Below are 25,775 nucleotides of genomic sequence, written 5' to 3'. Positions count from 1 at the left end.
GACACGGCATCCCGCAGGGCCACGTACCGGCCGGCGTGGTGCCTCGGGGCGGGGAGGCTCTCAGAAGTAGGTGGGCATGCGCGGGACGTACGGCTCCTCCAGCGAGCGGACATCGTCGTCGGTCAGGGTGACGTCGAGCGCCGCGGCGGCGTCCGCCAGGTGGTGGGGCTTGGTGGCGCCGACGATCGGTGCCGAGACGACGGGGTTGCGCAGGACCCAGGCCATGGCGATCTGGGCCATCGGCAGCCCGCGGCTCTCGGCGATGTGCTGGACGGTGTCGACGATGGCCTTGTCGCTGTCGAGGAACAGCGGGCGGCCGTTGAAGTCGGTGACGGGGTTGGCCTGTCCGCGGTTCGTCGACTTCTCGCCCCAGGGACGGGCGACCAGTCCGGCGGCCAGCGGGCTCCACGGGATGCTGCCGACGCCCTGGGCGGCGAGCAGGCCGAACATCTCGCGTTCCTCCTCGCGGTGGACGAGGCTGTACTGATCCTGCATGGAGATGAACCGGGTCCAGCCGTTGGCCTGCGCGGTGTGCTGCATCGTGGCGAACTGCCAGGCCCACATGGAGGAGGCGCCGATGTAGCGGGCCTTGCCGGCCTTGACCACGTCGTGCAGGGCCTCCATCGTCTCCTCGACCGGGGTTTCGGGGTCGAAGCGGTGGATCTGGTACAGGTCGATGTAGTCGGTGCCCAGGCGATCGAGGGAGGCGTCGACCTGTTCCATGACGGCCTTGCGCGACAGGCCGGCCCCGCCCGGACCTTCGCCCATCGGCTGGAACAGCTTGGTGGCGAGCACGATGTCGTCGCGCCGGACGTACCTCTTGATGGCCCGTCCGACGATCTCCTCGGACGTGCCCAGGCCGTAGATGTTGGCGGTGTCCCAGAAGGTGATGCCCAGGTCGACGGCCTGCTGGAAGAGCGGTCCGGCCTGGTCGTCGTCCAGCACCCACCGCATCCGCTTGGCCGGGTCGCCGAAGCTCATGCAGCCCAGCGCGATGCGGCTGACTTTCAGTCCGGACGATCCCAGACGGGTGTACTCCACGGTGTTCGTTCCTTTCAGCGTGCGGGCCGTGCGGTGCGGTGCGGGCCGTGCGGGGCGGGCCGTGCGCGGCCCCGGCGGGTGGCGGGCCGGCGGCCGCTGCTCAGCGCTCGACGGCGCGCATACCGGCCTCGTCGTGGGTGTCGCCGACCGCCGGAGTGAGGCCGTCCAGGCGCTCGATCTGGGCAGCGGTCAGCTCGACCGTGTCGGCGGCGGCATTCTCCTCGACGCGGGCGACGCGCTTGGTACCGGGAATCGGGGCGATGTTGCCGCCCCGGGTGAGCAGCCAGGTCAGGGCGACCTGCGCCGGGGTGGCCCCGCGTCAGCGGCGACCGCGCGGACCTCGTCGGCGCTGCGCAGGTTGCGCGCGAAGTTCTCGCCGGCGAAGCGGGGGCTGGTCCTGCGGAAGTCCTTCGCGTCGAAGTCGTCGGTGGAGCGGATCGTGCCGGTGAGGAAGCCGCGGCCGAGCGGGGAGAACGGCACGAAGCCGATGTTCAGCTCCCGCAGCACCGGCAGCACCCGCGCTTCGGGGTCGCGTGTCCACAGCGAGTACTCCGACTGGACCGCGGTGACGGGGTGGACGGCGTGGGCACGGCGGATCGTGTCCGGGCCGGCCTCCGACAGGCCGATGTACCGGATCTTGCCTTCGGCGACCAGTTCCGCGAGTGCGCCGGCCGTCTCCTCGATCGGCGTCTGCCGGTCGACACGGTGCTGGTAGTACAGGTCGACATGGTCGGTGCCCAGCCGCCGCAGCGACCCTTCGAGGGCGGCGCGGACGCTGGCCGGGCTGCTGTCGAGCTGCCCGGCCCGAGTGCGAGATCATGCCGAACTTGGTGGCCAGCACCACCTCGTCACGGCGGCCCTTCAAGGCCCGGCCGACCAGTTCCTCGTTGATGTAGGGGCCGTAGACCTCGGCGGTGTCGAGGAACGTGACCCCCAGTTCCAAGGCCCGGTGGATGGCGCGAACCGACTCCGCGTCGTCCGCCCCGGCACCGGTGTAGCCGTGGGACATGCCCATCGCTCCCAGGCCGATCCGGGAAACCTCCAGGTCACCGAGCATAATGTGCTGCACAGCGGTACTCCTTCTCTGTGGTCGGGCCCCGGCTCAGCCCTGCGCCCGTTCCGCCACCGGCTGCCACTTCTCCCACACCGCGAGCCGCTGCTCGTAGTCGGCCTTGGCGATTGCGAGCGGCGCCGAACCGAGGAAGCAGCGCAGCGGCGGCTCCTCGGCGTCCACGATCTCCAGCACGGCCGCGGCGGACGCGGTCGGGTCGCCCGGGGTGCCGACCCGCTTGCGCCGCTGCTCCTGTACTTCCTTGTGGAAGTCCGCGTACGCGGGCAACGGCTCGGATGTGCTCGACGAGGAACCCGCCCAGTCGGTGGCGAACCCGCCGGGCTCGATCAGTGTGACCTTGATGCCGAACGGCGCCACTTCCTGTGCCAGCGCCTGGCTCAGACCTTCGAGCCCCCACTTGGACGCGTGGTAGATGCCGACCAGCGGGAAGGCGCTGATACCTCCGATGGAGGAGACCTGGAGGATGTGGCCGCTGCCCTGCTCCCGCAGGAACGGCAGCGCGGCCTGGGTGACCCACAGCGCCCCGAACAGGTTGGTCTCCAGTTGGGCGCGGGCCTCCGCCTCGGTGAGCTCCTCGACCAGGCCGAAGTGGCCGTAGCCGGCGTTGTTGACCACCACGTCGAGGCGGCCGAACCGCTCCTGCGCCTGCCGGACGGCTGCGAAGTCGGCATCGCGGTCCGTCACGTCGAGACGCAGGGGCAGCAGCCGCTCCCCGTACTTCTCGCGGAGGTCGTCCAGGGTGGACAGGTCCCGCGCGGTCGCGGCCACCGAGTCGCCGCGCTCCAGAGCGGCGGCGGCCCACTCCCGGCCGAAGCCGCGTGAGGCACCGGTGATGAACCAGATCTTCTGTGCCATGGTGTGCTCCTTGAGGAAACTCGTCACCCGTACGGTCGTCAGGCCTCGGTACGTCTCCCACCAGCCAACACCTTGGAGTGGACTCAAAGGCAAACGCCACGACCCGCTTGGAACACCTCGCAGCCACGTGGCCTGATCGCCACCTGTCCCGGCGGGTACGGCTACGGCCGCCGTACCAGCAGTTCCGCGTTCCGGTCGCGCTTCGCTCCCGCCCGGGACTCCTGGACGCCGCCGGACAGTGCGGCGGCGAGGCCGGGGGCGTTGTAGGACAACTCGCGGTAGAGGGAGGCGAGGCCGATGGAGGACTGGTCGGTCGGGTCGGTGCGGTAGGGGGCCGAGGACTCGATGAGGGTGGTGAAGAGGGAGACCGTTCCGTCGTGGTTGTCGGTGAGCTCCATCAGCCGGGCGTGGTGCGGATAGTCGACGTGGGAAGCGGTGTTGACCTCCCAGAAGGAGCGGCTCGGCGTCGCGTGGGGGTGCGGGGTGATCCTGTTCACGTGGCTGTGGCCGTTGATCCACGCCACCACGTTCGGGAACCGGTTCAGCAGCGCGATGATCTCGGCCCCGTCGTAGCGACGCTCGTCCGTGCGCGCCGCGTCGGGCCGCCGCGTCATGCTCGGGCTGTGGTGGTGGCTGAACACCAGGATGAGCGCGTCGTCGGCCGCCCGGTTGCGGACCGGCCGGCCGTCCGTGCCGTAGGAGAACGAGCTGTGGGCGGTCAGCGTCCGCTCCAGCCACCGCAGTTGGTCCTCGCCCAGCGACCCCTCGAAGTGGCCGCTGCGGTACGTGGTGTCGATGCTGACGCCGATCACGCCGTCGGCCACCTGGAACGCGTAGTACATCCGGTCGTCGTTGAGGTTGTCCTCGGTGTACCCGTGGCCGGCCGGACCCGCCCCGGCGTTCGCCGGGTCGAGGTGCGCCGCCAGGAACTCGTGCGGGGTGTACATCCGGCGCCGCGGATCGGGCGTCACCGTACGGGCCCTGGCCGCGTTCCGCCGCAGGATGTCCTTCAGCACGCTGCTCCCGGGATCGTCGCCGGTCGTCATCGCCCGCTGGTAGGCGGCCACGTCGGCCTTCGGAAGCGTGAACAGCTTCCTGGACCCGGTGATGACGTCGTGCAGCAGCGGGTCCTGCGGCGCCAGGCATCCGCCGGGGAGGTCGTCGTGGTTGCCGGGCGTCGAGTACCACGGGACGCCCAGGCCCGGGCTGTCGACCGGTCGGATCGCGGCCGCCAGGTATCCGGGGATCCGCGGCAGGCCGCGGAGCTTGTCCTGGTCGCGCAGATCGGCGTCGGGCTGCCAGTACAGCGGCAGCCCGGAATTCTGCACCCCCTCGTACGACCTGGGGTCACCGGTGTTCGGGGTGATCCGGCCGCCGCTCATGGCCGTCAGGTACCACTCCAGCTCGATCGCCGAGTTGTTGTCGACGTTGTCGCCGGTCGAGACGACGAAGGCGGGTGGCCGACCGGTGTGGGGGCCGCCGCCGAGCGCGTTGACCTGCTCCACGAGCGCGACCGCCCCGTTCACCGTCAGCGCTTCCTGCACCCGCCACGAGCCGGGCGACCGCGCCCGCAGGAACTCCGTCCTCAACGGGCTCTGCACATCGGCGATATGCAGATCGGTGAACTGGACGAAGCAGGCGAGCGGTGTACGCCGCTGCGCCCGTCCGGAGCGCGCGGTGCCGAGTTCGGACCGTACGACCACCGGCCACCCGGGCCCCTGGACGATCCGCCGGTACCCCCCGGCCGGTCCGCTGAGCCGCGCGGCCGAATCGAGCGTCGTCAACCCGTACGGCGCCGCCCGGCGCACCGGCGTACGCGGCGTCTGCGGCCGGCGCACCGGCCCGTGCCCGCCGACAGCCGGTACGGCGCTGCCGGAGTCGCCGACAGCCGGAGCGGCACTGCTGCGCCCGCCCTCGGACAGCAGCCCCCACGCGGCACCGGTCCCCGCGGCGACGGCACCGGAAGCAACCAGGAAATGACGGCGGTCAACGGAAAAGGGAATCCTCGCCATGAAATGCCTCCGGTGTCGTGCCGCACGCACTCGACCGCTTGCGGCACATCACTGAACCGAACGTCTCATTCATGAGCCTCGGCGCCCGCCGTGACGCGGATATGAACGACGCCGGAACATGGAAGGCCCATCATTCATCGATGCGGCGCCGAGGAATTCCCGGGCGCCGGGACAGCCGGGACGGCCGGAACAATCGGACCTGAACGTGAATTCGCGGTGTCCGCCCGCCCGCGGCAGGATTTCGCACCGGTGCCGTGCCCGCACCGCGGGCGGAGTCCCGTCGTCCAGACAGTCCGCGCAGGGCCCGCGGGCCTGGCATTGGGCCGGGCCGGCGAGCCGGTCGCTGTTCGGCAGCTTGACCGCATGCGGGTAGTCCTTGCGGAACGGGGTGGTGGCCCCGGGATCGCTCGCCCCACGGGCGTCCTCACCGTTGTGGACGCTGCCCTTGCCGTGGGAGTCGGCCAGCACCATGGTGTTGCCGAGCACGGGGGTGTCCGCGCCGGCGAAGCCGGACGGGGTGAAGCCGGCGGGGATCAGCCGGTAGAAGATCGCTCCGATGCCGTCCGGGCCGAACGGGGTGTTTGTGTCCTTGCTCTGGGCCCGCGCCAGTTCGCCAAGCTGGTGACCGCGCTGCCGCGCGACGGGGCGGACGCGATCCGCAAGGGACGCCCATGGGGTCTTCCGCTGGTACCGAAGCCAGTGGCAGAGCGCATCGACAAGCCTTCGTGCGTTTAATCGGTCGCGGCGAGAGCTTCTTCCGCCCTCTCGAAAAAGCGGCGAGTCGTTGCAGCGATGTCTCGCTCCGCTTCTCGAACCACCTGGCCGATATAGTCCGGATCGCCGTTCGCGTAATAGAGCAGAGCGGTGACCATGTCCTCGCTCAAGTACGCTGCGGCAAGTCCAACAGCCCCGCGGAATTCGTCGAGTACGCTTTGCGGCGGAGGCATGGGGGCCCTCGTCGCTCTGGTGACAATGATGCGTTCCTTCGCCCTCCGCAGTCTCTCGAGGGCATCTTCGACGTCGAGGTCGTCGTGAGCGAGAGTGCCATGGCGACCAAACACAACTCCGGTACGCTCAAGTCTCGTCCAGACCCACTCCGCTTCGGCGTCTCGCCGCTTCTTGCGTGCAATCGTGAAAGTGGCACCAGCAAGGTAGTCCGCGCTTATCTTGACGTCGAATGGGCCCTCGAGTGAAACTACGAGAAGAGCGGAATTGAGGGCCGTCAGACTCTTTTCGAAATTATTGATCCGCTCCACCGTGTCCGTGTCCACGGATGCCGCATTAGTTGGAGTTGCCAGCTTTTCGGCCGATGCGTTCACCCCTTGAACGGCCAGCAAGAAGGCAACGTATGCATCCCTGCGTACCCCCCTGAGCCATTGCGAATGCTCGGCGGATGCCTGAGCGCGCACCGCGTCGAGAGTGGCGCGGTATGTTGCTTCTGCTTCTGCGATGGCTGCTCGGCCAGTGGCCTCGGCCTGGGCCATTCCTGCCTCGGCGGAGCGGAGCCCGGCGCGCATCTGCCATCGTCCCACCAGAATCGCTGCGGGTATGCCGACGGCTGTAGTGGCCGCCGCTGCTATGGCTCCAACCCCCACCAGGTCCACACGCAGATCATGCCGTACCGAGGCTGTCCCCGAGTGAGAAACGGATGGGAGCCAGGTCCCCTCGCTGGTCCGACTACCTGTTGGTCCTTGGGTTGGCGAGCGGTCCGCGCGTGCGTGACGGTGTGGAACCGTACCCCGCGGCGGGCGTACGCGATGGTGAGGAGCGGTGCGCGTCGTGCCGGATAGGGTGCCCCGAAGTCAGACATGTGGGGGGATCTCATTGGAGCGACGGAGGCTGATCGGGGTCGGGGTGGCAGTCCTGCCGGCCTGGTGGACCGTGCGTCAGGTGGTCAACGATGCCGAGGAGAGAGACTGGCACACCGACACCGCGCCGCTGGAGCGGGCATTCCCCCTGTTGGGCCCGCTTGCCGACGCCAAGTGGGTGAGCAGCCGGGACAACGATCGGGGCGTACCCTCGCCGGAGTTGGTGATCTCGGGCTTCGCCCGGCTGAGGCCGGGGAAGCTTGCCAGGCTGACGGCGGCCCACGCCTTCGTCTCCGAGGCGCCGACCGAGGACTTCTCCTCGTGGTTCGAGAAGCCGCTCATGGGCGAGGGACCGCAGAACCCACAGTGGATCCGGTCCCACGAGCTCGACCGCGACGGAAGCAGCTACTCCACCAAGCTGTGGTTCGACCGCCGCAGCGACATCGTCTGCTTCAGATCACTCAACCCATACGGCTAGGCATCGATGGTGGCCCTATGGGCGGTCCCGCGTGAGGTCCCTGATCCAGCTCATCGAGGCGCGCAAGCGGAGGCCGGCGAGGTAGCTTCCCTGGGCCCCGTCGCAGCGGGTGGCGATGCCCAAGCCTTGAGCTGAACGTGCGCTCACCGGCCCGCGACGGCCCGTACCCGTCGCTGCGTGCAGCCTGTTCGAGTCAGGTGCGCGGCTGCTCGACCGTCCGGTCGTGGCGGTCGTGGCGGTCGTGGGGGTGGTGGCCTGCGGGCGCGTTCTCGGAGGCGAGGAGGCCGCGCATCCGCTCCAGCCGGTGGAGGCTCACCCCGCCGACGACGTACAGGTACACGAGGAAGGCCAGGCTGAACACGCCGAAGCCGAGGGAACGCCATGGGGAGGCCGTCGCCGCCGTCATGGCCGTGACCGCGCCGAACAGCAGGACCATGAAGACCATCGCCGACGTGCGGTGCCGGCCGCGGTGCAGCTGGCGGTCGACCAGTTCGCCCATGGCCCGGCGCTGGCCGGGATCCGAGGGGACCTGGCCGCGGCGCAGCATCTGGGCCAGACCGATGAGGTTGTCGGTCCCGCCCACCGCTCGCTCCTCACGACGCCTGCGCCGGACAGCTATCCACACCGCCCCCGCCGAGGTGATCATGACTCTGATCAGGGCACTCAGCGGTGAGCGGCCGGGATACAGGAGGAGCACCATCGCGGTGCCGAGCAGCCAGGACGCCGCGAGGCTCAGCCACAGGTGGCGGGCGAACAGTTCACTGATCCGGTGCCACATGCCAACTCCCTTATGTACAGGCGGTGTTGGGTAGCGCTTGCCCGTATACGCGCTAACCATCCCGAAACCGCCGCCTGCCGCTCACCCGCTCACCCGCTCACCCGCTCACGCAGGCCCGCGGCCACCAGCGCGATGGTGAGCCGGTCGAAGAACTCCCCGACGGTGCGCACCAGGAGTTTGCGGCGGACCGGGCCCAGACGTAGCCGCAGGTGGACCCGGGTCCGGTCGTCGTCGAGTCCGGTGAGGGTGATGGCCCAGCTCACGTGCATCCGGCCGCGCACCGAACGGTGCACCAGGAGGGTCGGTGCCTCCAGGAGGGCGACTTCGAAGGTCTCGTCGCGGCCGTAGTCCGGGATCACATCGCCGGTGTTCAGGGTTTGCAGGGCCGGGTCGACATGGCGCAGCGCCCGGCGTCCGGGAGGTTGCAGGCGCTCAAGGCGGCGGGGGAGATACCACCCGGAGCGCTTCTTGCCGAGCTGGACGATCCAGGGCCAGACCTCGTGCGGCGGTGCGGGGAGGTCGAAGCCCCTGTCCATGACGATGTCGGGGCGGGGGACGATGTCGTCGCCCGCCCCGGGGCGACGGCGTTCGCCGGGGGAAGCGGTCACGTCGGGCAGAACGCTCATCGGGAGTCACCGGCTTCGGGCGAGCCGTGCCGGGATCGGGGACCGGGCTCCGACCCGGCGGAGCCCGCGGTGACGAGGCCGGACTCGTATCCGGTGATGACCAGTTGGGCGCGATCGCGGGCGCCGAGCTTGCGCATGATCCGGCTGATGTGGGTCTTCACGGTGAGCGGGCTGAGGCCGGTCGCCTCCGCGATCTCGGCGTTGTTGCGGCCACGGGCCACCATGGTGAGCACTCCGCGTTCGCGTTCCGACAGGGCGGCGATGAGTTCGGCGGATCCGGCCGGTTCGGCGGTCGGCGGATCGACGATACGGGCGATCAGCCTGCGGGTGGGGCCGGGCGCCAGCAGCGCCTCACCGGCGGCGACGACGCGCATGGCGGCGAGCAGGTCCGCGGGCAGGGTGTCCTTGACCAGGAAGCCGGACGCGCCGGCCCGCAGCGCGTCCACGACGTGCTCGTCGGTGTCGTAGGTGGTCAGGACCAGGATCTTGAGGTCGGGCAGCGTGGCGTCGGCGGTGATCTGCCGGGTGGCGGCGATGCCGTCCAGGACGGGCATGCGGATGTCCATGACGAGGATGTCTGCCGGGACGCTGCGTGCCAGCTCCACCGCTTCGCGGCCGTCGCCGGCCTCACCGACCACTTCCATGTCGGGCGCCGTCCTGATCAGCACGGCGAACGCGGACCGGACCAGGGTCTGGTCGTCGGCGAGAATGACGCGGATCATACGGAGTCCTCCTGTGCTGGGACCGGGGACAGCGGAAGCTGTGCGACGACCTCGAATCCCCCCTCGGGGCGTGGGCCCGCGGTCAGGGTGCCGCCGACGCTGCGAGCCCTCTCCCGCATGCCGATAAGACCGAATCCGGGGTCGGTCGCGGTGTTCTGCGGTGTGCCGTCGTCGGTGACCCTGACCTGCAGGATGTGCTTCCCGGCCCCGACCACGATCTCCGCTCTGGCCTCAGGGCCGGCATGGCGGGCGGTGTTGGTCAGCGCTTCCTGGACGATGCGGTAGGCGGCGGCGTCCACCGCGGGAGGTACCCGGGCCGGCTCGGGCACCGTCACGGTCAGCCGCGCGCCCGCCGGACGGGCCAGATCCGCCAACGCGTCGAGGCTCGGTAGGGGGCCGCTGTCGTCGGGCACCCCGCCGCCGCGAAGCACCTCCAGCGTCTGCCGCACCTCCCGCCGCGCGGCGCGGCAGGTCTGTGAGATGTCGGACAGGGCCTCGCCCATCGCATCCCGGTCGAACTGCTCGGGAGCGACGGCCAGGACGTGGGAGGCGACCGACGCCTGCACCCCCACCACCGTGATCGAGTGGGCCAGCAGGTCGTGCAGGTCACGCGCGATACGCAGCCGCTCCTCGGCCACTCGCCGGGCGGCGACCTCGTCCCGCGTGTGCTCGGCACGTTCGGCCCGGTCCACGCTGGCGGCGACCAGGCGGCGGTATATCCGGACGTTCACCCCGGCCACGAGGACCGCGGCGATCCAGCCCGACACCCGCAGCGTCCCGACTGCGCCTCCCGCGTCGGTGATCCAGTTCGCGATCACGGTGCCGGAGACGACGACCACGCCGGTCCAGAAGGTGAATCGCGGGCTCATCCGGATCGCCACGGTGTAGAGCAGCGTCATGGAGCCGATGACCGGTGCGGTGTGGGCATAACCCAACGCGTGGTACGGGCCCAGGAAGACGATCATGATCGCGAGCGCCGCGACCGTGTGGCGCCGGCGCAGTACCAGCGGTGCCTGCGCGCACATCAGCAGCACCCAGCCGAGAGCGTCCGGCCGCTTGCCGTCACCGGGGTCCACCTGGACCGCCACCAGCACGGACAGCGCCATGACGGCGACCGCCACGAGGGCGTCGTTGCGCAGCGCCCGGCGCGGGTCCGGCTGCTCTCGGTAGACGGCGGCGGTGATGCGCCGGCCGATCCGTACAGGCAGGAGGTCGTCCACGGTCTTCATCCTCGCCGACGGGCACCGCCTCAGCGGGGACGGCGCCCGTCGTGTGGTGTCGGTCAGCGGGTCGAGCGGGTCGAGCGGGCGGAGCGGGTGGAGCGGGTGGAGCGGGTGGAGCGGGCGTGCGGGTGTGCCGCTTCGATCGGCGGCACCTCCGCCGGTTCCTTGCTCAGGGCGCCCGGCCACCACACTCGGCGGCCCAGGAGCAGCGACGCTCCGGTGATCATGAAGGTGCGTACCACCAACGTATAGAGCAGCACTCCCGCCGCGATCACGAAGCCGAGCTCGGCCAGCTGCACCAGCGGCATGTTGACCAGGACGGTGAAGGTGGCGGCCAGTACGACTCCCGCCGAAGTGATCACGGCGCCGGTGGAGGTGAGCGCCCTCAGCGTCGCCGATCTCGGGTCGGCTCCCGCCAGCGCTTCTTCCCGCATGCGGTGCATCAGGAAGATGCCGTAGTCGACGCCGAGCGCCACGAGGAACACGAACGACAGCAGTGCCAGTCCCGGGTCGGTGCCGTGGAATCCGAAGACACTGCCGAAGACCAGGCCGCCGATCCCCAGTGCGGCCGCCCAGACCACCACGACCGCACAGGCGAGCAGTAGTGGTGCCACCAGGCTGCGCAGCAGGAGCACCAGGACCAGCAGCACCGCGGCCAAGGTGATCGGGATGACCACCAGCCGGTCACGGCTGTCCGTCCTGCTCAGGTCGATCTGCTGCGCGCTCGGGCCGCCCACGTAGGAATCGTGCAGTTCGCCGCGCAACTGCTTGATCGTGGCCGTCTCCGCCGCGGACTGCGGTGCGCTCTTGGAGGTGACGAAGAACTCCGTCCATCCGCCGCCGGAACGGCCCGGCGACACGTCGGCGACGCCGGCGGTGGCCCGGGCCTGATCCTGCGCGGCCGAGGCGTCGCCGGTCGGCGAGATGACGGTGATGGGCTGGCTCGCCTGGTCCGGATACGCCTGGCCCATGATCTCCAGCGCCGCGATCGAGTCGGGCTTGGAGGAGAAGCTGTCCTCCTGCTTCAAGGTGCCGGGCAGGTTGAGCATGCCCACCGCCAGGCCGCCGAGCAGCACCACGCTGCCCACGACCGCGGCCACCGGGCGGCGGCCGACTCCGGCACCGATCCTGGTGAAGACGCCGCGCCGCTGCTTGGGCTCGCTGCCGAAGGCCGGGATCAGCGGCCAGAAGACCCACCTGCCCAGGACGACGAGCAGCGCCGGGAGCAGCGTGACCATCGCCAGAAGTGCGCAAAGCACCCCGACCGCCGCGGTCGGCCCCATACCGCTGCTGCTGTTCAGGTCGGCGGCCAGCAGGCACAGCATGCCCGCGGCGACCGTTCCCGCCGAGGCCAGGATCGCCGGCGAGGACTTGCGAAGCGCTGTGCGCATCGCGTCATAGGGCTTCTGATGGGAACGCAGTTCCTCCCGATAGCGGGCCACCAGCAGCAGCGCGTAGTCCGTGCCGACGCCGAAGACGAGGATCGTCATCACCCCGGAGCTCTGGCCACTGACGGTGACGCCGAACCCCTTGTTGAGCAGGTAGGTCACCGCCATCGACAGCACATCCGCTATGCCGGCGGCGATCAGCGGCACCAGCCACAGCGTGGGACTTCGGTAGATCACGATGAGCAGCACCGCGACCAGCAGCACCGTGGTGTAGAGCAACGGGCCGCCGAGCTGGTCGTAGACCTCCGACCCGTCGGTGTCGAAGGCGCCCTGGCCGCCGACCTTCACCGTCAGACCGTCGCCCGACCTGGCGATGTCGCGCACACCGTCGACGAAGTGGGACCTGGCCTTGGCGTCCTCCCCCGGCTGGGTACTGGAGACCGGGTACATCAGGGTCGTACCGTCCCTCGACGGCACCGCCCGCGGCGGCTGCTGGCCGCCGGTCAACGCGAACGCCCCGGCGATCTCCGAGGTCTGTTCCGCCGCCGTCCTCTTGTCGGCGCCCGACAGCCCGCCGTCCCGGTGGTAGACGATCACCAGGTCCGTGGCGGAGCCGCCCGGCAGCTCGTCCTGGATCTTCGCGACCTGGGTGGAGTCGGCGTTGGCCGGCAGGTAGTCCACCGCACTGTCGCGCTGGACACCGCTCAGCTTGCCCGCCAGCGGCACGGCGATCGCCAGGACCACAACCCACATCGCCAGCACCAGCCACGGCAGCCCGGCAGCCCCGCGTCGACGTCCTCCCGAAGGACCCCCGGGCGCCACCGCGCCGGCCCCGGTTCCCACTCTTGACGCCCTCATCGCGGGCACCCCTTTCAACGACGACTGAACACTTTCAATCGTCGTTTCCGCAGGTGGCGAGCACGTCGTGCGCACGGTCGAGATGCTGTTACCACCACGGCGGGAACGACCGGAGGCCGTTACCACCGCGGCGGTAATCCCCGATCGTGAGGAGAGCCCCACCGGCCCTGACGGCCCGTCCCGTCCAACGTGAGGAGGAGGATCCCGCCCAGGATCTCGGTCGCGTCGAGGACCAGCTGGTACTTCGCACCCGCTCCGACCGCACGCTGCCTGCGACGGGCACACACCTCGGTCCAGCTGGCCACCGCCGAGGAAGTCCTTGCCCTGGAGCCCGACCTGTCCCTCATCCCGACCGCGATGGTCGGGGCGATCGGGGCCCACCCCGAGGGGTCCGGGCACCACTTCGAGATGCGTACCTTCGCCCCGGGGCCGGCGTTCCCGAGGACCCCGCCTGCGGCAGCATGAACGCCGGTGTCGGGCAGTGGCTCACCACCACCGGTGGCGCACCCACCAGCTATCGGGTCTCCCAGGGCGCCCGGCTGGGGCGGGCCGCCAGCATCGAGATCACCGCCGATCCGGACGGCACCGTCTGGATCAGCGGCGCTACCACCGTGTGCATCCGCGGCTCCATCACCGCGTGACAGCCCGACCGCCGACGGCACGTGGCACCCACCACTCTGGTCGCCGGGCGAGCGCGCCGCACCTGCGCACCAGCCTGCACACCGGCTCCGACGGAACCCGGCGCCCCATCGCCGACATGCACAAGCACGGCCTGCTGCGCGACACCACCACCTTCGTCCACGCCAACGGCATCAGCGACGAGGAACTGCGCATGCTCGCCGACGCCGGCAGCTCCCTCTCCGTCAGTCCCGACGTCGAACTGAAGATGGGGTTCGGCGCCCCGATCACCGGACGGGCCCTGGCCGCCGGCCTGCGCCCCACCCTGTCCGTCGACGTCGTCCCCTCCGTCGCCGGCGACATGTTCTCCGCCATGCGGGCCGCTTTCGCCGCCCAGCGTGGCCTGGACGGCAGCCTCAAGGCCCGCGATCTGTTGGAATTCGCCACCGTCGATGCCGCCGCTTCCTGCGGACTGCGAACCCGCACCGGCAGCATCACCCCCGGCAAGGAAGCCGACATCATCCTGCTGCGCACCGACGACCCGACCATATTCCCGGTCACCGAACCGGCCGGATCCATCGTCAGCGCCGCACACCCCGGCCTCGTCGACACCGTGCTCGTCGCCGGCCGCATCGTCAAGCGCGACGGCACCCTGGTGGGCGTGGACCTGCCCGCCCTGCGCACCCGGCTGCTCGCCTCACGAGACCGGATCGCCACAGCCGCCGGCATCCCGCTCGACGGCACCTGGCATCCGCACCCCGACACCAAGTAGACGTCACCCGACCGTGCACCAGACCCCTACCACCCAGGCGGGGATCGACATGTAGGACATGTTCGGATCCAGGATGTCATTCGGTGATTTCAATCAATCGGTCATGCATCTGATCCGGATAATGGCCCGAAAGGGCAATATTGCCCAGGTAAGGTCATCCGCATGGTGAAGATAAAATCTCCGGCTACGGGTGTCGCGCTCGCCATTATTCTCGTGGCACCCGCCGCTTGCGGGAAGAACGGCGGTCAGGCTCAGCGACCACCGGTTAACCTGCTGATTGACGCACCGCGGGGAGCAGGAGTCTGGCGCCACACCAGTTGGTGGGAGCAGGACAAGGGGAATTCTGCCTCGCGGAGGTGGCTGCGAGGAGTCAGTGACTTCACCGAGATCGCAGATGCCTTTGGCTCCGTAGATGCTGCGAAGGATCATTTTCGAAACCTGGCGCCCGAGAAAATCTCACCCGACGTCTATCGAGGTGTGAAGAACGACGACATCGGGGCGACAATGGATGGGGCAGACGAAGTAGAATTCAAGTGCGGTGAGACGAACGGATCCGCGTGTATGACGTGGTGGACCTGGGCGCGATATGGGAAATACACTGTTCAGTTCACATATCGCCATGACCCCGCCGATGCGACCGCGTTAACCGATACGGAGCTCGCCATGATCGTAAGCAATGCGGGCCGAGAAGTTGCAAAAAAGGCGCGTGGCAACAGCTGAGAACAGCCGCGTCGTGGTCGGCAAGGGCGGGAGGAAGCGCCCCCTGCCTTGGGGCTGAGCATCAGCGGCCGCCTGTTCCTGCGCGCGCTTGGTCTCCAGCCACTCCCGCGTGCTCGTCGGCGCGCAGGTCGCCGAGGTTGAGATCTACTTCACGGCCGTGAGAGCTGTTCCCCAACGGAGTTGGGGTGTCAGCGGGTGCGGGAGGCCGCGACGCGCGGGTCCACCTGCCGGGAGGTCGGGACGGGTTCGGTGGGTGTGGGGATCGGCCAGGCGGTCGCGCAGGTTCTGGATCCCGGTGCCGGGCGCGGTCAGATCCGTGAAAATCCCCAAGAGTGCTCTTCCCCCGCTTTGTTGGATTTTGAAGGGACCCCGGCACCGTCCGTGGGGAGAGGATGCCGGGGCGGCCGGTGGCCGGGTCAGCGTTGGGAGCGGCTCGGTCGTTACAGCACGGCGACGGTGAACGGGGCGTCCAGTGCCGCGCCGGCGCTGTCGGTGATGACGACCGTGATGGTCATCGGGTCGTTGCGGCACCACGGATGCGGGTCGGGGATGGCGGTGATCATGGCTCGGTTCTGGCTCATCGTGGCGACCACGGCCGAGTTCGTCAGGTCGATGTCGGGGTCGGACACCTTGACGCAGTAGCTGCCCGCGCTGGTGCCCCTGGTGACCGACTCGATGTTCTTGGCAGCGACGAGGACGGGTGCCACGTTCGCGGCCGCTCTCACCTTCGCGGCGGCCTGGGCGTGCGGCGCGTACAGGTCGGTCGGGGCCGCTGACGCGGTGACCGCCAGGGCCGGAACCGACGCGGCGCCGAGGGCGAGGGCGAGGAATCGGCGGCTTCGGGGCGTGGGAGTGCGCATGTGCTGTTCCTTCTTGGCCGTAGGCGCCGCGGTGTGAGCGGCCGGACGGACGGAGCCGGTGGAGGTCACGTCGGTCAGGTCATGACGAGGTAGAACGGATGGTCGACAGGGCCGCTGTTGCTGCCCGTGTACATGGTGAGTTCTCCGTCGCCGCACAGGCTCGTCGGCGTGGTGGTGGCGTAGACGGTCCACCCCCAGGGGGAAGTGCCGGGGATCGCGTGCAGGGTGGCGACCGGCGTGCTCCGGTTGACCACGATGCCCGTATCGGCGTCGAACGCCACGCAGTAGACGCCGGTTTGGGGGTGGGTGAGCGACTTGATCCCCTTGGAATGGAGACGTGTCCCGTCCGTGTTCACGAACGCGGCCGCCTGTGCGTGCGGCGCCTTGGTCTTGATGGCCGAGTCATCCGCGACTGCGACGCCGCCCATCACCGCCGCAGCCACGACAGCCAGGGCCCCGCAGGCGACCACGGGCTTGGACAGCTTGATCGAACGCATGGTGTTCACAGCCTCATCCCTCTATGCTCCCGCCGGTGCGGAGCAATACGGAATGATCATTACGGTTCCCGCCAAGGACGTGTCGCTTCCATAACTGTGCGCCACGCTCGTGTCGCCATATTCACCCGAACAGCGATCCGGTAGCTGCCAGGGTGCCCCCACGTAGAGGCGCGGTAAAAGCCAGTGGAGCCGGCCCCGACGGCTAAAGCGGTGGGGTCGATTACAAAGAGGCGACGTCCCCGTCGCCGTGCTCGCGGAGAGCAACCTGGTGCTCGATGAAGCTTGCGTCGACCTCGACATTTCCGGTCAAGCGCCACGCCCGCCCCCTGACGGCGCAGCGCGTGCGCATCCACTCGAGGCGCACATCGGGCCGCTGCGGCAATTCGCCCCGCCACCCCGACGTCCTGGCCGCCCAGTGCAAAGAGCGCGCCCGCAGCCTCCTGCGCTTCATCACGCGCCTCCTGGCCGACGGTCGCCGATCACCGCCACCAGGAAGCCGAGAGTGGCCCGCAGGTCGGCCGGATGTCCAGGCACGGCGGGGAGTTCGTCGGCGGTGGGGTGCCCGGTGCCGTGACGGTTCATCGCCGCTCGGCAATCGCCGTCAGTGCCTCCCTCGCTTCATTCATACAGACCAGCAACGACTTGTCGGCGATCGCCGTCACGGCGTGCTCGTCGTCGAAGCGGGCAAGGGCTTTCGTCGCGATCACGTGGCGCGGGTCGGCCCGGCCCCAGGAGGGATTCGGAAGTTCGCGCGAGACGACGCCGGTCAGCGGAGCGATGATCAACGGATCGTCGAGGCCGGCCAGAGTCGTTATCGCAGCGAGCGAGACTGCACGGTCCTCGTCGAGGGCGAGCGAGACCAGCCGCGGAATCCCGGCGGTCGTGGCGCATTGCGGCAACTGCCGAGCCGCATGGCCACGAATGTCGTCCTGGGCCCGGCCCAGGACGTCGAAGAGCACGTTTTCCGCACTGGGCCCGTGTTTTCCCAAAGCCTCCAGGGCCGCGCGTTGAACGTCGCGCGTGTCCTCGCCGACGGTCGCTGACAAGGCGGCGGCCACCTCGCTGTCCGGGAAGTCGCCGAGCGCCTCAGCCGCGCGTACTCGGATGGCTTCCTCGGGATCATGCAGCGCGCGGAGCGGCAGATCGCGGTTGCCGCAGGCACCGACTGCAAGAACAGCCTGGGCGCGCACGGTCCCGATCTCCTCGGTGTCTGCCGCGATGGCCATGAGGTCTGGCAGGGCGGGCTCGTGTCGGAGGGCGCCGAGTGCCTCCACCACCGCCGCCCGAAGCTGACCATCGGTTTCCGGCAGCATGGCCACAAGAGTGGCGCTCGCCTGGGATTCCCCGATTCGCCCCAGGGACCGCGCCGCGTCGCGCTGTTGGCCTGGTTCGCCGTGTTCCAGGAGTGCGAGGAGTTCGGTCACGGGCGGGTCGGTCGACGCGATGAGCGCGTCAACGATGATGTCGCTGACGCGCGGATCGCCGAGCGCGGACAGCAGCATGTCTGGCGCACCGCCGAGGTCGCGCAGAGCGGTGGCAGCGGCGCGACGAACCACCGCGGATCTGTCCTTGCGAAGCGTTTCACCGAGGACGGGCACGAACTGGGGATCCTTCGTGCCGGCGAGGCCGTGGCAGGCAGCCTGACGCACGAGGGGGTCACCGTGCTGGACGTCCTGCGCGAGCCATTCTCGGCCACGCTCGCTGCGGGCGAACGTCTCGGCAACGGCGCGGGCGGTCCACGGGTCGGGGCTACCGAGGACGGACCGGAGCCGGTAGTCGATGTCGGAGACATCCGTAAGTCGAGCGAGGGCTTGTGCTGCCGTGCGCCGTAGCGCATGTTGGCGGTTGGCGTTGAGGATCAGGTACGTCAGCGCGGGCAGAGCCGCGGGCGAGCCGATCCGGCCGAGTTCCCGGACGGCGATGTGAGCACGGCGGTCGCTGACGTAGTCCCAGAGATGAGCGAGCAGTAGCGGCACCGCGATGTTGGGCTCGAAGCGGGCCAAGGCTTTGATCGCCGCGCCCCCACCCGGTTTATCGCCGAGGGTGTTCCGGTTGGCGGCCGAGGCGAGCAGGGTGGGGATCGCCTGTGGGTCACCGATCTCGCCCAGAGCCTCGCACGCCGCGTCTGCCATGTAGCCGGGAATTCTCAGGTCCTTGTTCACCAAGGCGATGAGCGCGGGCACGGCGCGGTGTTCGTGAAGCCTGCCCACGCCCTGGACTGCAGCGAACGTAAGAGGGTCGGAGCCGTGGTGGAGGAAACCGTCCGGATCTTCCAAAACCCGCAGCATGATCTCGGTCGCGGTCGGACCGCCCAAGTCCGCGAGAAGGTGGATCGCGCTGGAGGCGGACACGAGGTCCTCTTCGGCCACGATCCGGCATAGGCCGTCGACGTCGCGCAGGAGCCGGAGCCGTCCGACCCTGAACGTCGGCACTAGCCGGTGGCGCAACCGTGTGGATTCCGGGCGCTCTGAGGGCGGTCGGAGGCGTCGTTCACTCATCGGACAGCGCAACATAGAGAGGGGTGCCGATCACGACGTGCACGGGCCTGCCGTCGGGCCCTCTCGTGGTGCCTTCGAGTAGCCGCCGGGCCAGGAACTCACACGGCTGGCGTGGCGTGCGCATTTCCTGGGCAAAGTACACGACCTGGCTTAGCGCGACCTGTTCGTCGGCATCCTCGCGGTCACGGGCGAACCCATAGCTCACGGAATCCTCGCTGCGGCTTTCCATCAATGTGACGAGAGCGGGCAGGTCAGATGTCCGGTGTTCCAGCCGGCTGTCGGACCTGGACGGCCCTCGGTCGACGACGTGGATACCGGACCCGATCAGCGCGACCAGCGTCCCGCCGTCCAACCCGGTGTAGAGCGCCGCCCCGGTCACGATTCCCATGCGGAGGCCGAGTTCGCCACGGAACCAGGAACGGGGCTCGGTCATCCAACCGACGTCACAGTTCTCGTCGATGTAGCGTTCGACCAGCCGCAACCGGTCGAACTGAGTGACCTCCGGGGGTGCGCCCTGCACCGACACGCTCGCGACCTTCAGATCGATCTGCAGGTCTCCGGCCAGCCGTGACAGCAGTTTTCGTGGGACCTGCCCGTGGAGCATCCCCAGCTTGGCGTCCGAGATGTAGGTGTAGTAGCGCACCCGTCCCCCTCCTGCAGGATGCTCACATGTCACATGCCGCCGACCGGAAGCGTCAATCCTCGCGCATCGTTACCAACCGGATCAACTCGCACGGTGGATGTTCTTCACCGGCGGATGTGCCGCTTCCCCACCTTCCACCACTCCGAGCCCGATCGGCGGCAGTTCGGGCGCACAGGCACTCAGATCCCCCGTGGGCGTAGACCGCCATGCGGTCGGAGGCGTACTTCGAGGCATTCCTGTGGGGCGGGGATGGCGCGCTGGTTGAGCCCGGTGGCGATCGAGTAGGCGGTCTCGCCCAAGAGGCAGCCGGTGAAGACGGCCCCGGATCAGCCGGTCGAGGTCGTAGAAGGTGACCCCTCGATGACGGGCCTGGCGGCGGCACGGTCCGGCGTCGGGAACACCGGGCGCCGGATGGATACTGAGGCTCATGCGTATTGACTTCGACCCCGCCGAGCTCGACCGGAACGCCTTCTACCGGCTGCTGACCGCGACCGTCGTACCGCGGCCCATCGCGTGGGTCTCCACCACGTCGGCGGCCGGCGTGGACAACCTCGCGCCGCACAGCTTCTTCACCGTGTCCTGTGTCAGCCCGCCCGTCGTGCAGTTCACCTCCGTGGGGCGGAAGGACTCGGTGCGGAATGTCGAGGAGACCGGGCAGTTCGTGGTGAACCTCGCGCCGGAGCATCTGTTCGAGGAGATCAACGCCACGGCGACGGAGTTTCCGCGCGGGACGAGCGAGTTCGACGAGGTCGGGATCGCCCGGGAGCCGAGCCTGCGGGTGAAGCCGCCGCGGGTGGCGGCGTCGCCGGTCGCGCTGGAGTGCGAGCTGCACAGCACGCTGCGGCTGGGGGACTCCACCGTGGTGTTCGGGCGGGTCGTGCACGCGGCGGTGTCGGAGGCCGTGCTGGTGGACGGGCACCCGGAGGTGCAGCGGTTGCGGCCGCTGAGCCGGATGGGGCGGAACGAGTGGTCGACGCTGGGCGATGTGCTGGACCTCAAGCGGATTCCGCTGGCGGAGTGGGAAGCCGGCCGGGGTCGCTGAGGGTCCCGTACGGCGGCTCTGTCCCGGGCCGGGATGCGGTCCCGGCACCGCTCTCCCCGCCCAAGGCGTTTCAGCGGGCGTGCGGCCGGCCCCGGAGGTGCGCGGCCGTCGGCCGTGCCGGTGGCGGCGGACCGCTCCGCGGCGCCGAGGTTTTCAAGGATCCGCTCGGCGTCGCGCCGGGAGGAGGCCGCGGCCCCGCCACGGCGACGGGTGGCGGGAGACCCGGTAAACCGAAGTCGGCCGAGCTCCGATCCGGCTGACCACGATGAGGCCCCGGCACCCGTCGGATCATCGCGAAGCGGATCGACTCGCCGTGTCACGCGGATTCGGGCAGCCCTGGTGGGGCGGCCTCCGGGCCTCCCACGGTGACGAGTCCGGTCTCGTAGGCGACGATGACGAGTTGGGCGCGATCTCGTGCGGCGAGTTTGTGCATGATGCGGCTGACGTGGGTCTTGACCGTGAGGGGACTGAGGAAGAGGCCGCCCGCGATTTCGTCGTTGGACTGGCCGCGGCCGACCAGTGCGAGCACCTCGCTTTCGCGGTCTGTGAGCCGGTCGGTCCGGTAGGCCGTCGCGCCGGCGTCCGGCCGGCCCTTGGCCGCGATGTCGGCGATGAGCCGGCGGGTGATGCCGGGTGACAGCAGCGCGTCGCCGCGGGCGACGATCCGCACCGCCTGGATCAGGTCTCCCGGCTCGGTGTCCTTGACGACGAAGCCGGAGGCGCCGGAGCGGATCGCCTCGTAGACGTAGTGGTCGGACTCGAAGGTGGTCAGGATCAGTACGCGCACCCCGGCAAGATCCTCGCTGGCCGCGATGCGGCGGGTCGCTTCCAGCCCGTCGACCCCCGGCATGCGGATGTCCATGAGGACGACGTCGGCGCGGGTGGTCGCGGCGAGGCTGACGGCTTGTTCGCCGTCGGTCGCCTCCCCGACGACGGCGATGCCGTCGGTGTGCTCCAGCAACGCGCGGAATCCAGCGCGGATGAGGGCCTGGTCGTCTGCCAGCAGGACGCGGATCATGTGCCGGGTTCCTTCGGGAGGAGTGCGGTGACTGTGAACCCGCCGTTGGCGGCCGGCCCGGCGCTGAGCGATCCGCCGGCGGCCACCGCCCGTTCGCGCATGCCGATGAGGCCGTGTCCCGCGTGCGGGTAGCCGGCCGAGGGGCCGTGTCCGGTGTCGGTGATCGACAGGCACACATCACGGGGGTTGTACGCGATGCGGATGGTGGCCGTGGCCGGCCCCGCGTGGCGGATGGCGTTGGTCAGTGATTCCTGGACGATGCGGTAGGCGGCCAGATCGACGGCGGGCGCCAGGGCACAGGGACGGCCGGTCGAGATCACGCGGGTGGGCAGGCCGGCCGCGCTGACCCCGGCGACCAGGGCGTCGAGGCGGGCCAGCCCCGGCTGGGGCTGGTGGGAATCGGGGTCGTCGGCCTGGCGGAGGACCGACAGTATGGCCCTCAGCTCGCGCAGGCCGTCCTTGCTGGAGATCTTGATGGCGCGCAGGGCGTCGGCCGCGGCGGGCGGCAGGTCGCTGGTCACATAGGACGCCACGCCGGCCTGAACGTTGATGGTCGACATCGTGTGGGCGACGACGTCGTGGAGCTCCCGGGCGATCCGCAGCCGCTCGGCGTCGACGGTGCGGCGGATCTCCTCCTCCTGGGTGCGTACGAACAGTTCCGAGCGGGTCCGGACCGCGGCGAGGTATTCGCGGCGGCTCGCGCTGGCTATCCCGCCGAGCACGGCCACCACGACGAGTGCGCACAGCGCTATGTCACCGCTGCCGAAGGTGTTGAAGGCACTGGTGGCGACGATCGTGCCCAGGGTGAGGAGGGTGACCGCCGCCAGCGCGACCGAGTGGCGTATCGGCGCTGTCAGGGCCACGGCGTAGAGCGCGATGGGCGGTATCACCAGGGCGGCGTTGCCGACGTAGCCGAGGGAGTTGAAGGCGAGCACGCCTGCGAGTGCGGCGGCCAGCACCGCTCGCGGGTGGCGGCGTCGCCAGATCAGCGCCAGGCCGGCGGCGGCCACCAGCAGGTAGGCCCAGGCGGGGGCGGGGGTGACGGTGTGCCCGTGCATGACGCGCAGGGCCTGGGTGGAGGGGTTGGACTCGCTGTAGCAGCCCCACAGGGTGACGGCCGTCACGGCGGCGGCGAGGGCGACGTCGACTCCCAGCGGCCGCAGCCGCCACCGAGTGCCGTGCGCGCTGGCTCGGAAGTAGTTGGTGATGTTCAGGGTCGCCACAAGCCAAGGGTAGGGCGCGTGTGGGGGCGGGGGGATCGTCCGCCGGGAGGCTCCGGTGTACATCCGCCGGTGTACATCCGCTTGTATACATCCACCGGTGTAGGCCGGGATACATCCGGTGCAGCAGCGGGAGCCTCCCGTCAGGCGACGCCCCCGGCCAGGGACGTTGCGACGCTGACGGTATGAAGATCGCCACCACCCCCGCAGCGTCCACGCCCGTTCACGGCCCGGAGCGGGCAGCCTCCGGCCGTCCTCTGCCGGACGGCGTGATGAGCCGCCGCACCCTGGTCAGATCGGTGGGTGCGGCAGGGGGACTGGCCGTCATCGCCGGCTGCACCTCATCCGGAGGCGACCACCCCACCGACCACCCCACCGCTCACCCCTCGAAACCCGTCCCCGACAAGGGCGGACACGACAACACCCAGAACAACGGGCACGGAGACGGCCAGCACGACGACACCCACGACAACGGGCAGTACCAGGGCTCCGACCGCGGCGACCCGAACAGCGACATCCGCACGCTGACCAGCAAGGCCGGACTCCCCGCGCAGTTCCGCGCCCCCCTGCCGGTTCCCCAGCAGCTCAAGCCCGTCCGGCAGACCTCCGACACCGACTACTACGACATCGTGCACTCGCAGGCCGAGGTGGAGATCATCCCAGGTCTGAGAACGCCGATCATGGGCTACAACGGCACCTTCCCCGGTCCCACGATCGTGCAGAATCCCGGCCGCCGAGTCGTCGTCACGCACAAGAACGCCCTGCCGGTACCCACCGTGGTCCACCTGCACGGCGGGACGACCCCCCATGACAGCGACGGCTATCCCACCGACTTCATCCTGCCCGCGGAGACCTACGGCACCTTTCCCGCCATGCCGGCGATGCCTGGAATGCCCGCCATGGGCGATGCCGACGCGGTCACCAGCAGATTGCGGCGCGACTACACCTACCCGCCGCAGCCGCGTGCCGGAACCCTCTGGTACCACGACCACCGCATGGCCTTCACCGGCGCCAGCGTCTATCGCGGCCTCGCCGGCTTCCACATCGCGCACGACGCCGAAGAACAAGCACTGCCGCTTCCGCGGGGCGCCCGCGACGTCCCGCTGATGATCGCCGACCGTGCTTTCGCCTCCGACGGATCGTTCATGTATCCGGCGATCGACCCCACCATGCGTACGACCCCCGGCGTGGACAAGCCTTCGGCCAACGGCGTCATGGGCGATGTGATTCTCGTCAACGGAGCCCCGTGGCCCGTGATGAAGGTCGACACCGCCCGCTACCGATTCAGGATCCTGAACGCCTCCAACGCCCGCACCTACCAGCTCGCGCTCCAGGGCGCCTCCGAGGGGTTCACCCAGATCGGGACCGACCACGGACTGCTGCCGGCGCCACTGCACCAGGACACCATCGTGATCGCCCCCGCCGAACGGTTCGACGTCGTCATCGACTTCAGCCGGCACAAGGTCGGCGACGAGATCACCCTGCTCAACCAGCTCGGCTCGGACTCCACCGCCGCCGTCATGCGCTTCGTCGTCGCGCGCGCGGCCAAGGACAGCAGCAGCGTTCCGTCCGCGCTGTCGAAGAGCACCGCGATCACTCCCAGCGGCTCCATGACCCGGCGCACCATGAAGTTCGTCCGCGGTGGCCAGGGCGAATGGCTGATCAACAAGCAGCCCTTCGACCCCGCGGTCTCGCAGGCGGACGTACCCGCGGGCAGCACAGAACTCTGGACGATCGTCTCGGACTTCCACCACCCCTTCCACATCCACAACGCCACCATCCAGGTCGTCGCACGCGACGGAAAAGCCCCGGGGCCCTACGACCAGGGCTGGAAGGACACCGTCTTCGTCAACAAGGGCGAGAAAGTCCAGCTCGCGATCCGCTTCAGCGATCTCAAGGGGCGCTTCGTCTTCCACTGCCACAACCTCGAGCACGAGGACATGGCGATGATGGCGACCTTCCGTATTGTCTGACCACGGGCCAGGTCACCCTCGGTGCTGCGGCCAGTCGAGTGGTCGACGCCGGGCGATGTCCTGGACGATGTCCTGGACCTCAGGCGGATTCCGCTGGGGGAGCGGGAGGCCCGTCGGGGTCGCTGACGGTCGCGTACGCGGGCTCGGGCCACGGTGTTTCGGTGGGCGTGCGGCCCGGCCCAGAAGTACGGCGGCGGGCCACCGCTGCTGCCGCCACGCCCGTGACGCCGAGGAAGCCGAGGGCGAGGAGGAAGACCGGGGACGTCGGGGAGGCCGCGCGGCTGCCGGCCACCACGTAGGCCGCGGTGTTCGCCGCGCTGCCCGCCGCCGTCGCGGTCAGGAAGGGCAGCAGCCGGATCCGGGAGAGCGCCGCCGCGTAGTTGGCGGCGGCGAACGGCACGCCGGGGAAGAGCCGCAGCGCGAGGGTGCTGCGGAAGCCGTGCCGGCTGAGCTGCCGGTCGAGCGACAGCACGAACCGGCCGCGCAGCAGGGGGCGCAGGGCGTCCCGGCCGAGGAAGCGCCCCAGCAGGAAGGCCAGCCCCGCGCCCAGAACGGTGCCGGCGATGGCCGCGGGGAGCCCGGCGTGGATGCCGTAGAGCGCGCCGGCGGCGGCGTTGAGCAGCGGGCGGGGGACGAAGGCGACGGTGCACAGGCCGTACGCGACGGCGAAGACGACCACCGCCGCGCCGCCGGAACTCCGGGGCGCCCAGCCCTGGTCCGAGGTCAGCAGATGCTGCGGCTGCCAGGCCAGCACGGCGACGGCCGCCGCCGCGAGCAGCACGACGAGAAGCCCGAACCGCGCCCACGGCGACACCAGCACGCGCGAGCACCGTCCGCCGAGACCGTGTAGGAACGACAAGCGGTCAGCCACCCGGCGAGCGTATCCGAGCGACGCGCCCGACCACGAACGAACGTCGCGGGCGCCCCGGCCAGGTCCGCCGGCTGAGCCTTCGTCAGTACGGGTACGAGCCGGCACGACACCGCGAGCCGAACGTGTCCGCGCCCGTCGACTTCAGACCGGCTGGTCTGAACCTCACCGTCAAGTTGAGATCT

General features: G+C 69.7%; 24 protein-coding genes and 2 pseudogenes. 8 read left to right on the top strand and 18 right to left on the bottom strand.

The genetic code is table 11. The annotated features are described in order from the left end of the window. Positions 1 to 60: 60 nt before the first annotated feature. The 4 genes and pseudogenes from ACQPW6_RS02245 to ACQPW6_RS02230 form a co-directional block, all read right to left on the bottom strand. The gene (locus tag ACQPW6_RS02245) at positions 61 to 1,041 is read right to left on the bottom strand and encodes an aldo/keto reductase (RefSeq protein WP_433887801.1); all 981 of its coding nucleotides are present in this window, start codon (positions 1,039 to 1,041) and stop codon (positions 61 to 63) included. Positions 1,042 to 1,141: 100 nt separating this feature from the next. Further along, positions 1,142 to 2,098: pseudogene (locus tag ACQPW6_RS02240) on the bottom strand (aldo/keto reductase). A 45-nt stretch (positions 2,099 to 2,143) separates the two neighbouring features. Continuing rightward, on the bottom strand, positions 2,144 to 2,968 hold the full coding sequence (locus tag ACQPW6_RS02235; RefSeq protein ID WP_433887800.1) for an SDR family oxidoreductase: 825 nt from the start codon (positions 2,966 to 2,968) through the stop codon (positions 2,144 to 2,146). Positions 2,969 to 3,129: 161 nt separating this feature from the next. Next, entirely contained in the window at positions 3,130 to 4,980 is a 1,851-nt protein-coding gene (locus ACQPW6_RS02230) for a TIGR03767 family metallophosphoesterase (RefSeq protein WP_433887799.1), read from the bottom strand. Between the two features lie 594 nt (positions 4,981 to 5,574). Between ACQPW6_RS02230 and ACQPW6_RS02225 the strand changes: the two are divergent. Beyond that, positions 5,575 to 5,667 (top strand): annotated as a pseudogene (locus tag ACQPW6_RS02225) (IS5/IS1182 family transposase); the annotation flags it as partial. 44 nt (positions 5,668 to 5,711) lie between these two features. On the opposite strand, the gene ACQPW6_RS02220 reads toward ACQPW6_RS02225, so the two are convergent. Beyond that, positions 5,712 to 6,584 carry a hypothetical protein gene (locus ACQPW6_RS02220; protein WP_433887798.1) on the bottom strand — a complete coding sequence of 291 codons (873 nt, stop codon included), beginning with the start codon at positions 6,582 to 6,584 and terminating at the stop codon, positions 5,712 to 5,714. Between the two features lie 220 nt (positions 6,585 to 6,804). Here ACQPW6_RS02220 and ACQPW6_RS02215 point away from each other — a divergent pair, with 220 nt between their 5' ends. Further along, complete coding sequence (locus ACQPW6_RS02215) at positions 6,805 to 7,266, top strand: hypothetical protein (RefSeq protein ID WP_433887797.1); 462 nt, start codon at positions 6,805 to 6,807, stop codon at positions 7,264 to 7,266. 193 nt (positions 7,267 to 7,459) lie between these two features. Here the strand turns inward: ACQPW6_RS02215 and ACQPW6_RS02210 are convergent, their stop codons facing one another. The 5 genes from ACQPW6_RS02210 to ACQPW6_RS02190 all read right to left on the bottom strand — a co-directional run bounded on the left by ACQPW6_RS02210 (position 7,460) and on the right by ACQPW6_RS02190 (position 12,756). Continuing rightward, the gene (locus ACQPW6_RS02210; RefSeq protein WP_433887796.1) at positions 7,460 to 8,044 is read right to left on the bottom strand and encodes a hypothetical protein; all 585 of its coding nucleotides are present in this window, start codon (positions 8,042 to 8,044) and stop codon (positions 7,460 to 7,462) included. 89 nt (positions 8,045 to 8,133) lie between these two features. Continuing rightward, positions 8,134 to 8,670 (bottom strand): hypothetical protein, encoded by a 537-nt coding sequence (locus ACQPW6_RS02205; RefSeq protein ID WP_433887795.1) that lies wholly within the window; start codon positions 8,668 to 8,670, stop codon positions 8,134 to 8,136. Then, complete coding sequence (locus ACQPW6_RS02200; RefSeq protein WP_433887794.1) at positions 8,667 to 9,392, bottom strand: response regulator transcription factor; 726 nt, start codon at positions 9,390 to 9,392, stop codon at positions 8,667 to 8,669. The genes ACQPW6_RS02205 and ACQPW6_RS02200 overlap by 4 nt, the downstream gene beginning before the upstream one ends. After that, on the bottom strand, positions 9,389 to 10,621 hold the full coding sequence (locus tag ACQPW6_RS02195) for a sensor histidine kinase (protein WP_433887793.1): 1,233 nt from the start codon (positions 10,619 to 10,621) through the stop codon (positions 9,389 to 9,391). The genes ACQPW6_RS02200 and ACQPW6_RS02195 overlap by 4 nt, the downstream gene beginning before the upstream one ends. Positions 10,622 to 10,674: 53 nt before the next feature. Next, positions 10,675 to 12,756: an MMPL family transporter gene (locus ACQPW6_RS02190; RefSeq protein WP_433887792.1), complete on the bottom strand. Its 2,082-nt coding sequence runs from the start codon at positions 12,754 to 12,756 to the stop codon at positions 10,675 to 10,677. Positions 12,757 to 13,050: 294 nt separating this feature from the next. Here ACQPW6_RS02190 and ACQPW6_RS02185 point away from each other — a divergent pair, with 294 nt between their 5' ends. The 4 genes from ACQPW6_RS02185 to ACQPW6_RS02170 all read left to right on the top strand — a co-directional run bounded on the left by ACQPW6_RS02185 (position 13,051) and on the right by ACQPW6_RS02170 (position 14,971). Further along, a complete protein-coding gene (locus ACQPW6_RS02185) occupies positions 13,051 to 13,326 on the top strand; it encodes a hypothetical protein (RefSeq protein ID WP_433887791.1) in 276 nt (91 codons plus the stop codon). Next, positions 13,323 to 13,502 (top strand): hypothetical protein, encoded by a 180-nt coding sequence (locus ACQPW6_RS02180; protein WP_433887790.1) that lies wholly within the window; start codon positions 13,323 to 13,325, stop codon positions 13,500 to 13,502. Before ACQPW6_RS02185 ends, ACQPW6_RS02180 begins: the two co-directional genes overlap by 4 nt. Next, a complete protein-coding gene (locus ACQPW6_RS02175) occupies positions 13,499 to 14,251 on the top strand; it encodes an amidohydrolase family protein (RefSeq protein WP_433887789.1) in 753 nt (250 codons plus the stop codon). The genes ACQPW6_RS02180 and ACQPW6_RS02175 overlap by 4 nt, the downstream gene beginning before the upstream one ends. 162 nt (positions 14,252 to 14,413) lie before the next feature. Beyond that, complete coding sequence (locus ACQPW6_RS02170; protein WP_433887788.1) at positions 14,414 to 14,971, top strand: hypothetical protein; 558 nt, start codon at positions 14,414 to 14,416, stop codon at positions 14,969 to 14,971. A 440-nt stretch (positions 14,972 to 15,411) separates the two neighbouring features. Here the strand turns inward: ACQPW6_RS02170 and ACQPW6_RS02165 are convergent, their stop codons facing one another. The 5 genes from ACQPW6_RS02165 to ACQPW6_RS02145 all read right to left on the bottom strand — a co-directional run bounded on the left by ACQPW6_RS02165 (position 15,412) and on the right by ACQPW6_RS02145 (position 19,469). After that, the gene (locus ACQPW6_RS02165) at positions 15,412 to 15,831 is read right to left on the bottom strand and encodes a hypothetical protein (protein ID WP_433887787.1); all 420 of its coding nucleotides are present in this window, start codon (positions 15,829 to 15,831) and stop codon (positions 15,412 to 15,414) included. A gap of 74 nt (positions 15,832 to 15,905) precedes the next feature. Continuing rightward, positions 15,906 to 16,337 carry a hypothetical protein gene (locus ACQPW6_RS02160; RefSeq protein WP_433887786.1) on the bottom strand — a complete coding sequence of 144 codons (432 nt, stop codon included), beginning with the start codon at positions 16,335 to 16,337 and terminating at the stop codon, positions 15,906 to 15,908. Between the two features lie 441 nt (positions 16,338 to 16,778). Beyond that, positions 16,779 to 16,910 carry a hypothetical protein gene (locus ACQPW6_RS02155; protein ID WP_433887785.1) on the bottom strand — a complete coding sequence of 44 codons (132 nt, stop codon included), beginning with the start codon at positions 16,908 to 16,910 and terminating at the stop codon, positions 16,779 to 16,781. Beyond that, positions 16,907 to 18,697 carry a HEAT repeat domain-containing protein gene (locus ACQPW6_RS02150; RefSeq protein WP_433887784.1) on the bottom strand — a complete coding sequence of 597 codons (1,791 nt, stop codon included), beginning with the start codon at positions 18,695 to 18,697 and terminating at the stop codon, positions 16,907 to 16,909. Before ACQPW6_RS02150 ends, ACQPW6_RS02155 begins: the two co-directional genes overlap by 4 nt. Positions 18,698 to 18,818: 121 nt before the next feature. Continuing rightward, positions 18,819 to 19,469 (bottom strand): DUF7019 family protein, encoded by a 651-nt coding sequence (locus ACQPW6_RS02145; RefSeq protein ID WP_433887783.1) that lies wholly within the window; start codon positions 19,467 to 19,469, stop codon positions 18,819 to 18,821. 427 nt (positions 19,470 to 19,896) lie between these two features. Between ACQPW6_RS02145 and ACQPW6_RS02140 the strand changes: the two genes are divergently transcribed. Further along, the gene (locus ACQPW6_RS02140; RefSeq protein WP_433887782.1) at positions 19,897 to 20,511 is read left to right on the top strand and encodes a flavin reductase family protein; all 615 of its coding nucleotides are present in this window, start codon (positions 19,897 to 19,899) and stop codon (positions 20,509 to 20,511) included. Positions 20,512 to 20,827: 316 nt separating this feature from the next. Here ACQPW6_RS02140 and ACQPW6_RS02135 read toward each other — a convergent pair whose 3' ends face one another. Both ACQPW6_RS02135 and ACQPW6_RS02130 read right to left on the bottom strand, forming a co-directional pair. After that, entirely contained in the window at positions 20,828 to 21,529 is a 702-nt protein-coding gene (locus ACQPW6_RS02135; RefSeq protein ID WP_433887781.1) for a response regulator transcription factor, read from the bottom strand. Beyond that, positions 21,526 to 22,752: a sensor histidine kinase gene (locus tag ACQPW6_RS02130; RefSeq protein ID WP_433887780.1), complete on the bottom strand. Its 1,227-nt coding sequence runs from the start codon at positions 22,750 to 22,752 to the stop codon at positions 21,526 to 21,528. The genes ACQPW6_RS02135 and ACQPW6_RS02130 overlap by 4 nt, the downstream gene beginning before the upstream one ends. Positions 22,753 to 22,934: 182 nt before the next feature. Here ACQPW6_RS02130 and ACQPW6_RS02125 point away from each other — a divergent pair, with 182 nt between their 5' ends. After that, positions 22,935 to 24,722, top strand: a complete 1,788-nt coding sequence (locus ACQPW6_RS02125) for a multicopper oxidase family protein (protein ID WP_433887779.1) — start codon at positions 22,935 to 22,937, stop codon at positions 24,720 to 24,722. 79 nt (positions 24,723 to 24,801) lie between these two features. Here the strand turns inward: ACQPW6_RS02125 and ACQPW6_RS02120 are convergent, their stop codons facing one another. Continuing rightward, positions 24,802 to 25,593 carry a TVP38/TMEM64 family protein gene (locus tag ACQPW6_RS02120; protein ID WP_433887778.1) on the bottom strand — a complete coding sequence of 264 codons (792 nt, stop codon included), beginning with the start codon at positions 25,591 to 25,593 and terminating at the stop codon, positions 24,802 to 24,804. Between the last annotated feature and the right edge of the window lie 182 nt (positions 25,594 to 25,775).

Source organism: Streptomyces sp. CA-111067, assembly GCF_050956065.1.
In the GTDB taxonomy this organism is placed as follows: domain Bacteria; phylum Actinomycetota; class Actinomycetes; order Streptomycetales; family Streptomycetaceae; genus Actinacidiphila.
The sequence above is the reverse complement of the archived record's forward strand: the minus strand, read 5'-3'. Positions and strand labels throughout refer to the sequence as shown.

Excerpts from the sequence above, each read along its gene's own strand:
- ACQPW6_RS02180 (WP_433887790.1), top strand. The coding sequence starts at position 13,323 with ATGAACGCCGGTGTCGGGCAGTGGCTCACCACCACCGGTGGCGCACCC.
- ACQPW6_RS02235 (WP_433887800.1), bottom strand. The coding sequence starts at position 2,968 with ATGGCACAGAAGATCTGGTTCATCACCGGTGCCTCACGCGGCTTCGGC.
- ACQPW6_RS02190 (WP_433887792.1), bottom strand. The coding sequence starts at position 12,756 with ATGTGGGTTGTGGTCCTGGCGATCGCCGTGCCGCTGGCGGGCAAGCTG.
- ACQPW6_RS02155 (WP_433887785.1), bottom strand. The coding sequence starts at position 16,910 with ATGAACCGTCACGGCACCGGGCACCCCACCGCCGACGAACTCCCCGCC.
- ACQPW6_RS02210 (WP_433887796.1), bottom strand. The coding sequence starts at position 8,044 with ATGTGGCACCGGATCAGTGAACTGTTCGCCCGCCACCTGTGGCTGAGC.
- ACQPW6_RS02200 (WP_433887794.1), bottom strand. The coding sequence starts at position 9,392 with ATGATCCGCGTCATTCTCGCCGACGACCAGACCCTGGTCCGGTCCGCG.
- ACQPW6_RS02230 (WP_433887799.1), bottom strand. The coding sequence starts at position 4,980 with ATGGCGAGGATTCCCTTTTCCGTTGACCGCCGTCATTTCCTGGTTGCT.
- ACQPW6_RS02170 (WP_433887788.1), top strand. The coding sequence starts at position 14,414 with ATGGTGAAGATAAAATCTCCGGCTACGGGTGTCGCGCTCGCCATTATT.
- ACQPW6_RS02135 (WP_433887781.1), bottom strand. The coding sequence starts at position 21,529 with ATGATCCGCGTCCTGCTGGCAGACGACCAGGCCCTCATCCGCGCTGGA.
- ACQPW6_RS02165 (WP_433887787.1), bottom strand. The coding sequence starts at position 15,831 with ATGCGCACTCCCACGCCCCGAAGCCGCCGATTCCTCGCCCTCGCCCTC.
- ACQPW6_RS02140 (WP_433887782.1), top strand. The coding sequence starts at position 19,897 with ATGCGTATTGACTTCGACCCCGCCGAGCTCGACCGGAACGCCTTCTAC.
- ACQPW6_RS02205 (WP_433887795.1), bottom strand. The coding sequence starts at position 8,670 with ATGAGCGTTCTGCCCGACGTGACCGCTTCCCCCGGCGAACGCCGTCGC.
- ACQPW6_RS02195 (WP_433887793.1), bottom strand. The coding sequence starts at position 10,621 with ATGAAGACCGTGGACGACCTCCTGCCTGTACGGATCGGCCGGCGCATC.
- ACQPW6_RS02125 (WP_433887779.1), top strand. The coding sequence starts at position 22,935 with ATGAAGATCGCCACCACCCCCGCAGCGTCCACGCCCGTTCACGGCCCG.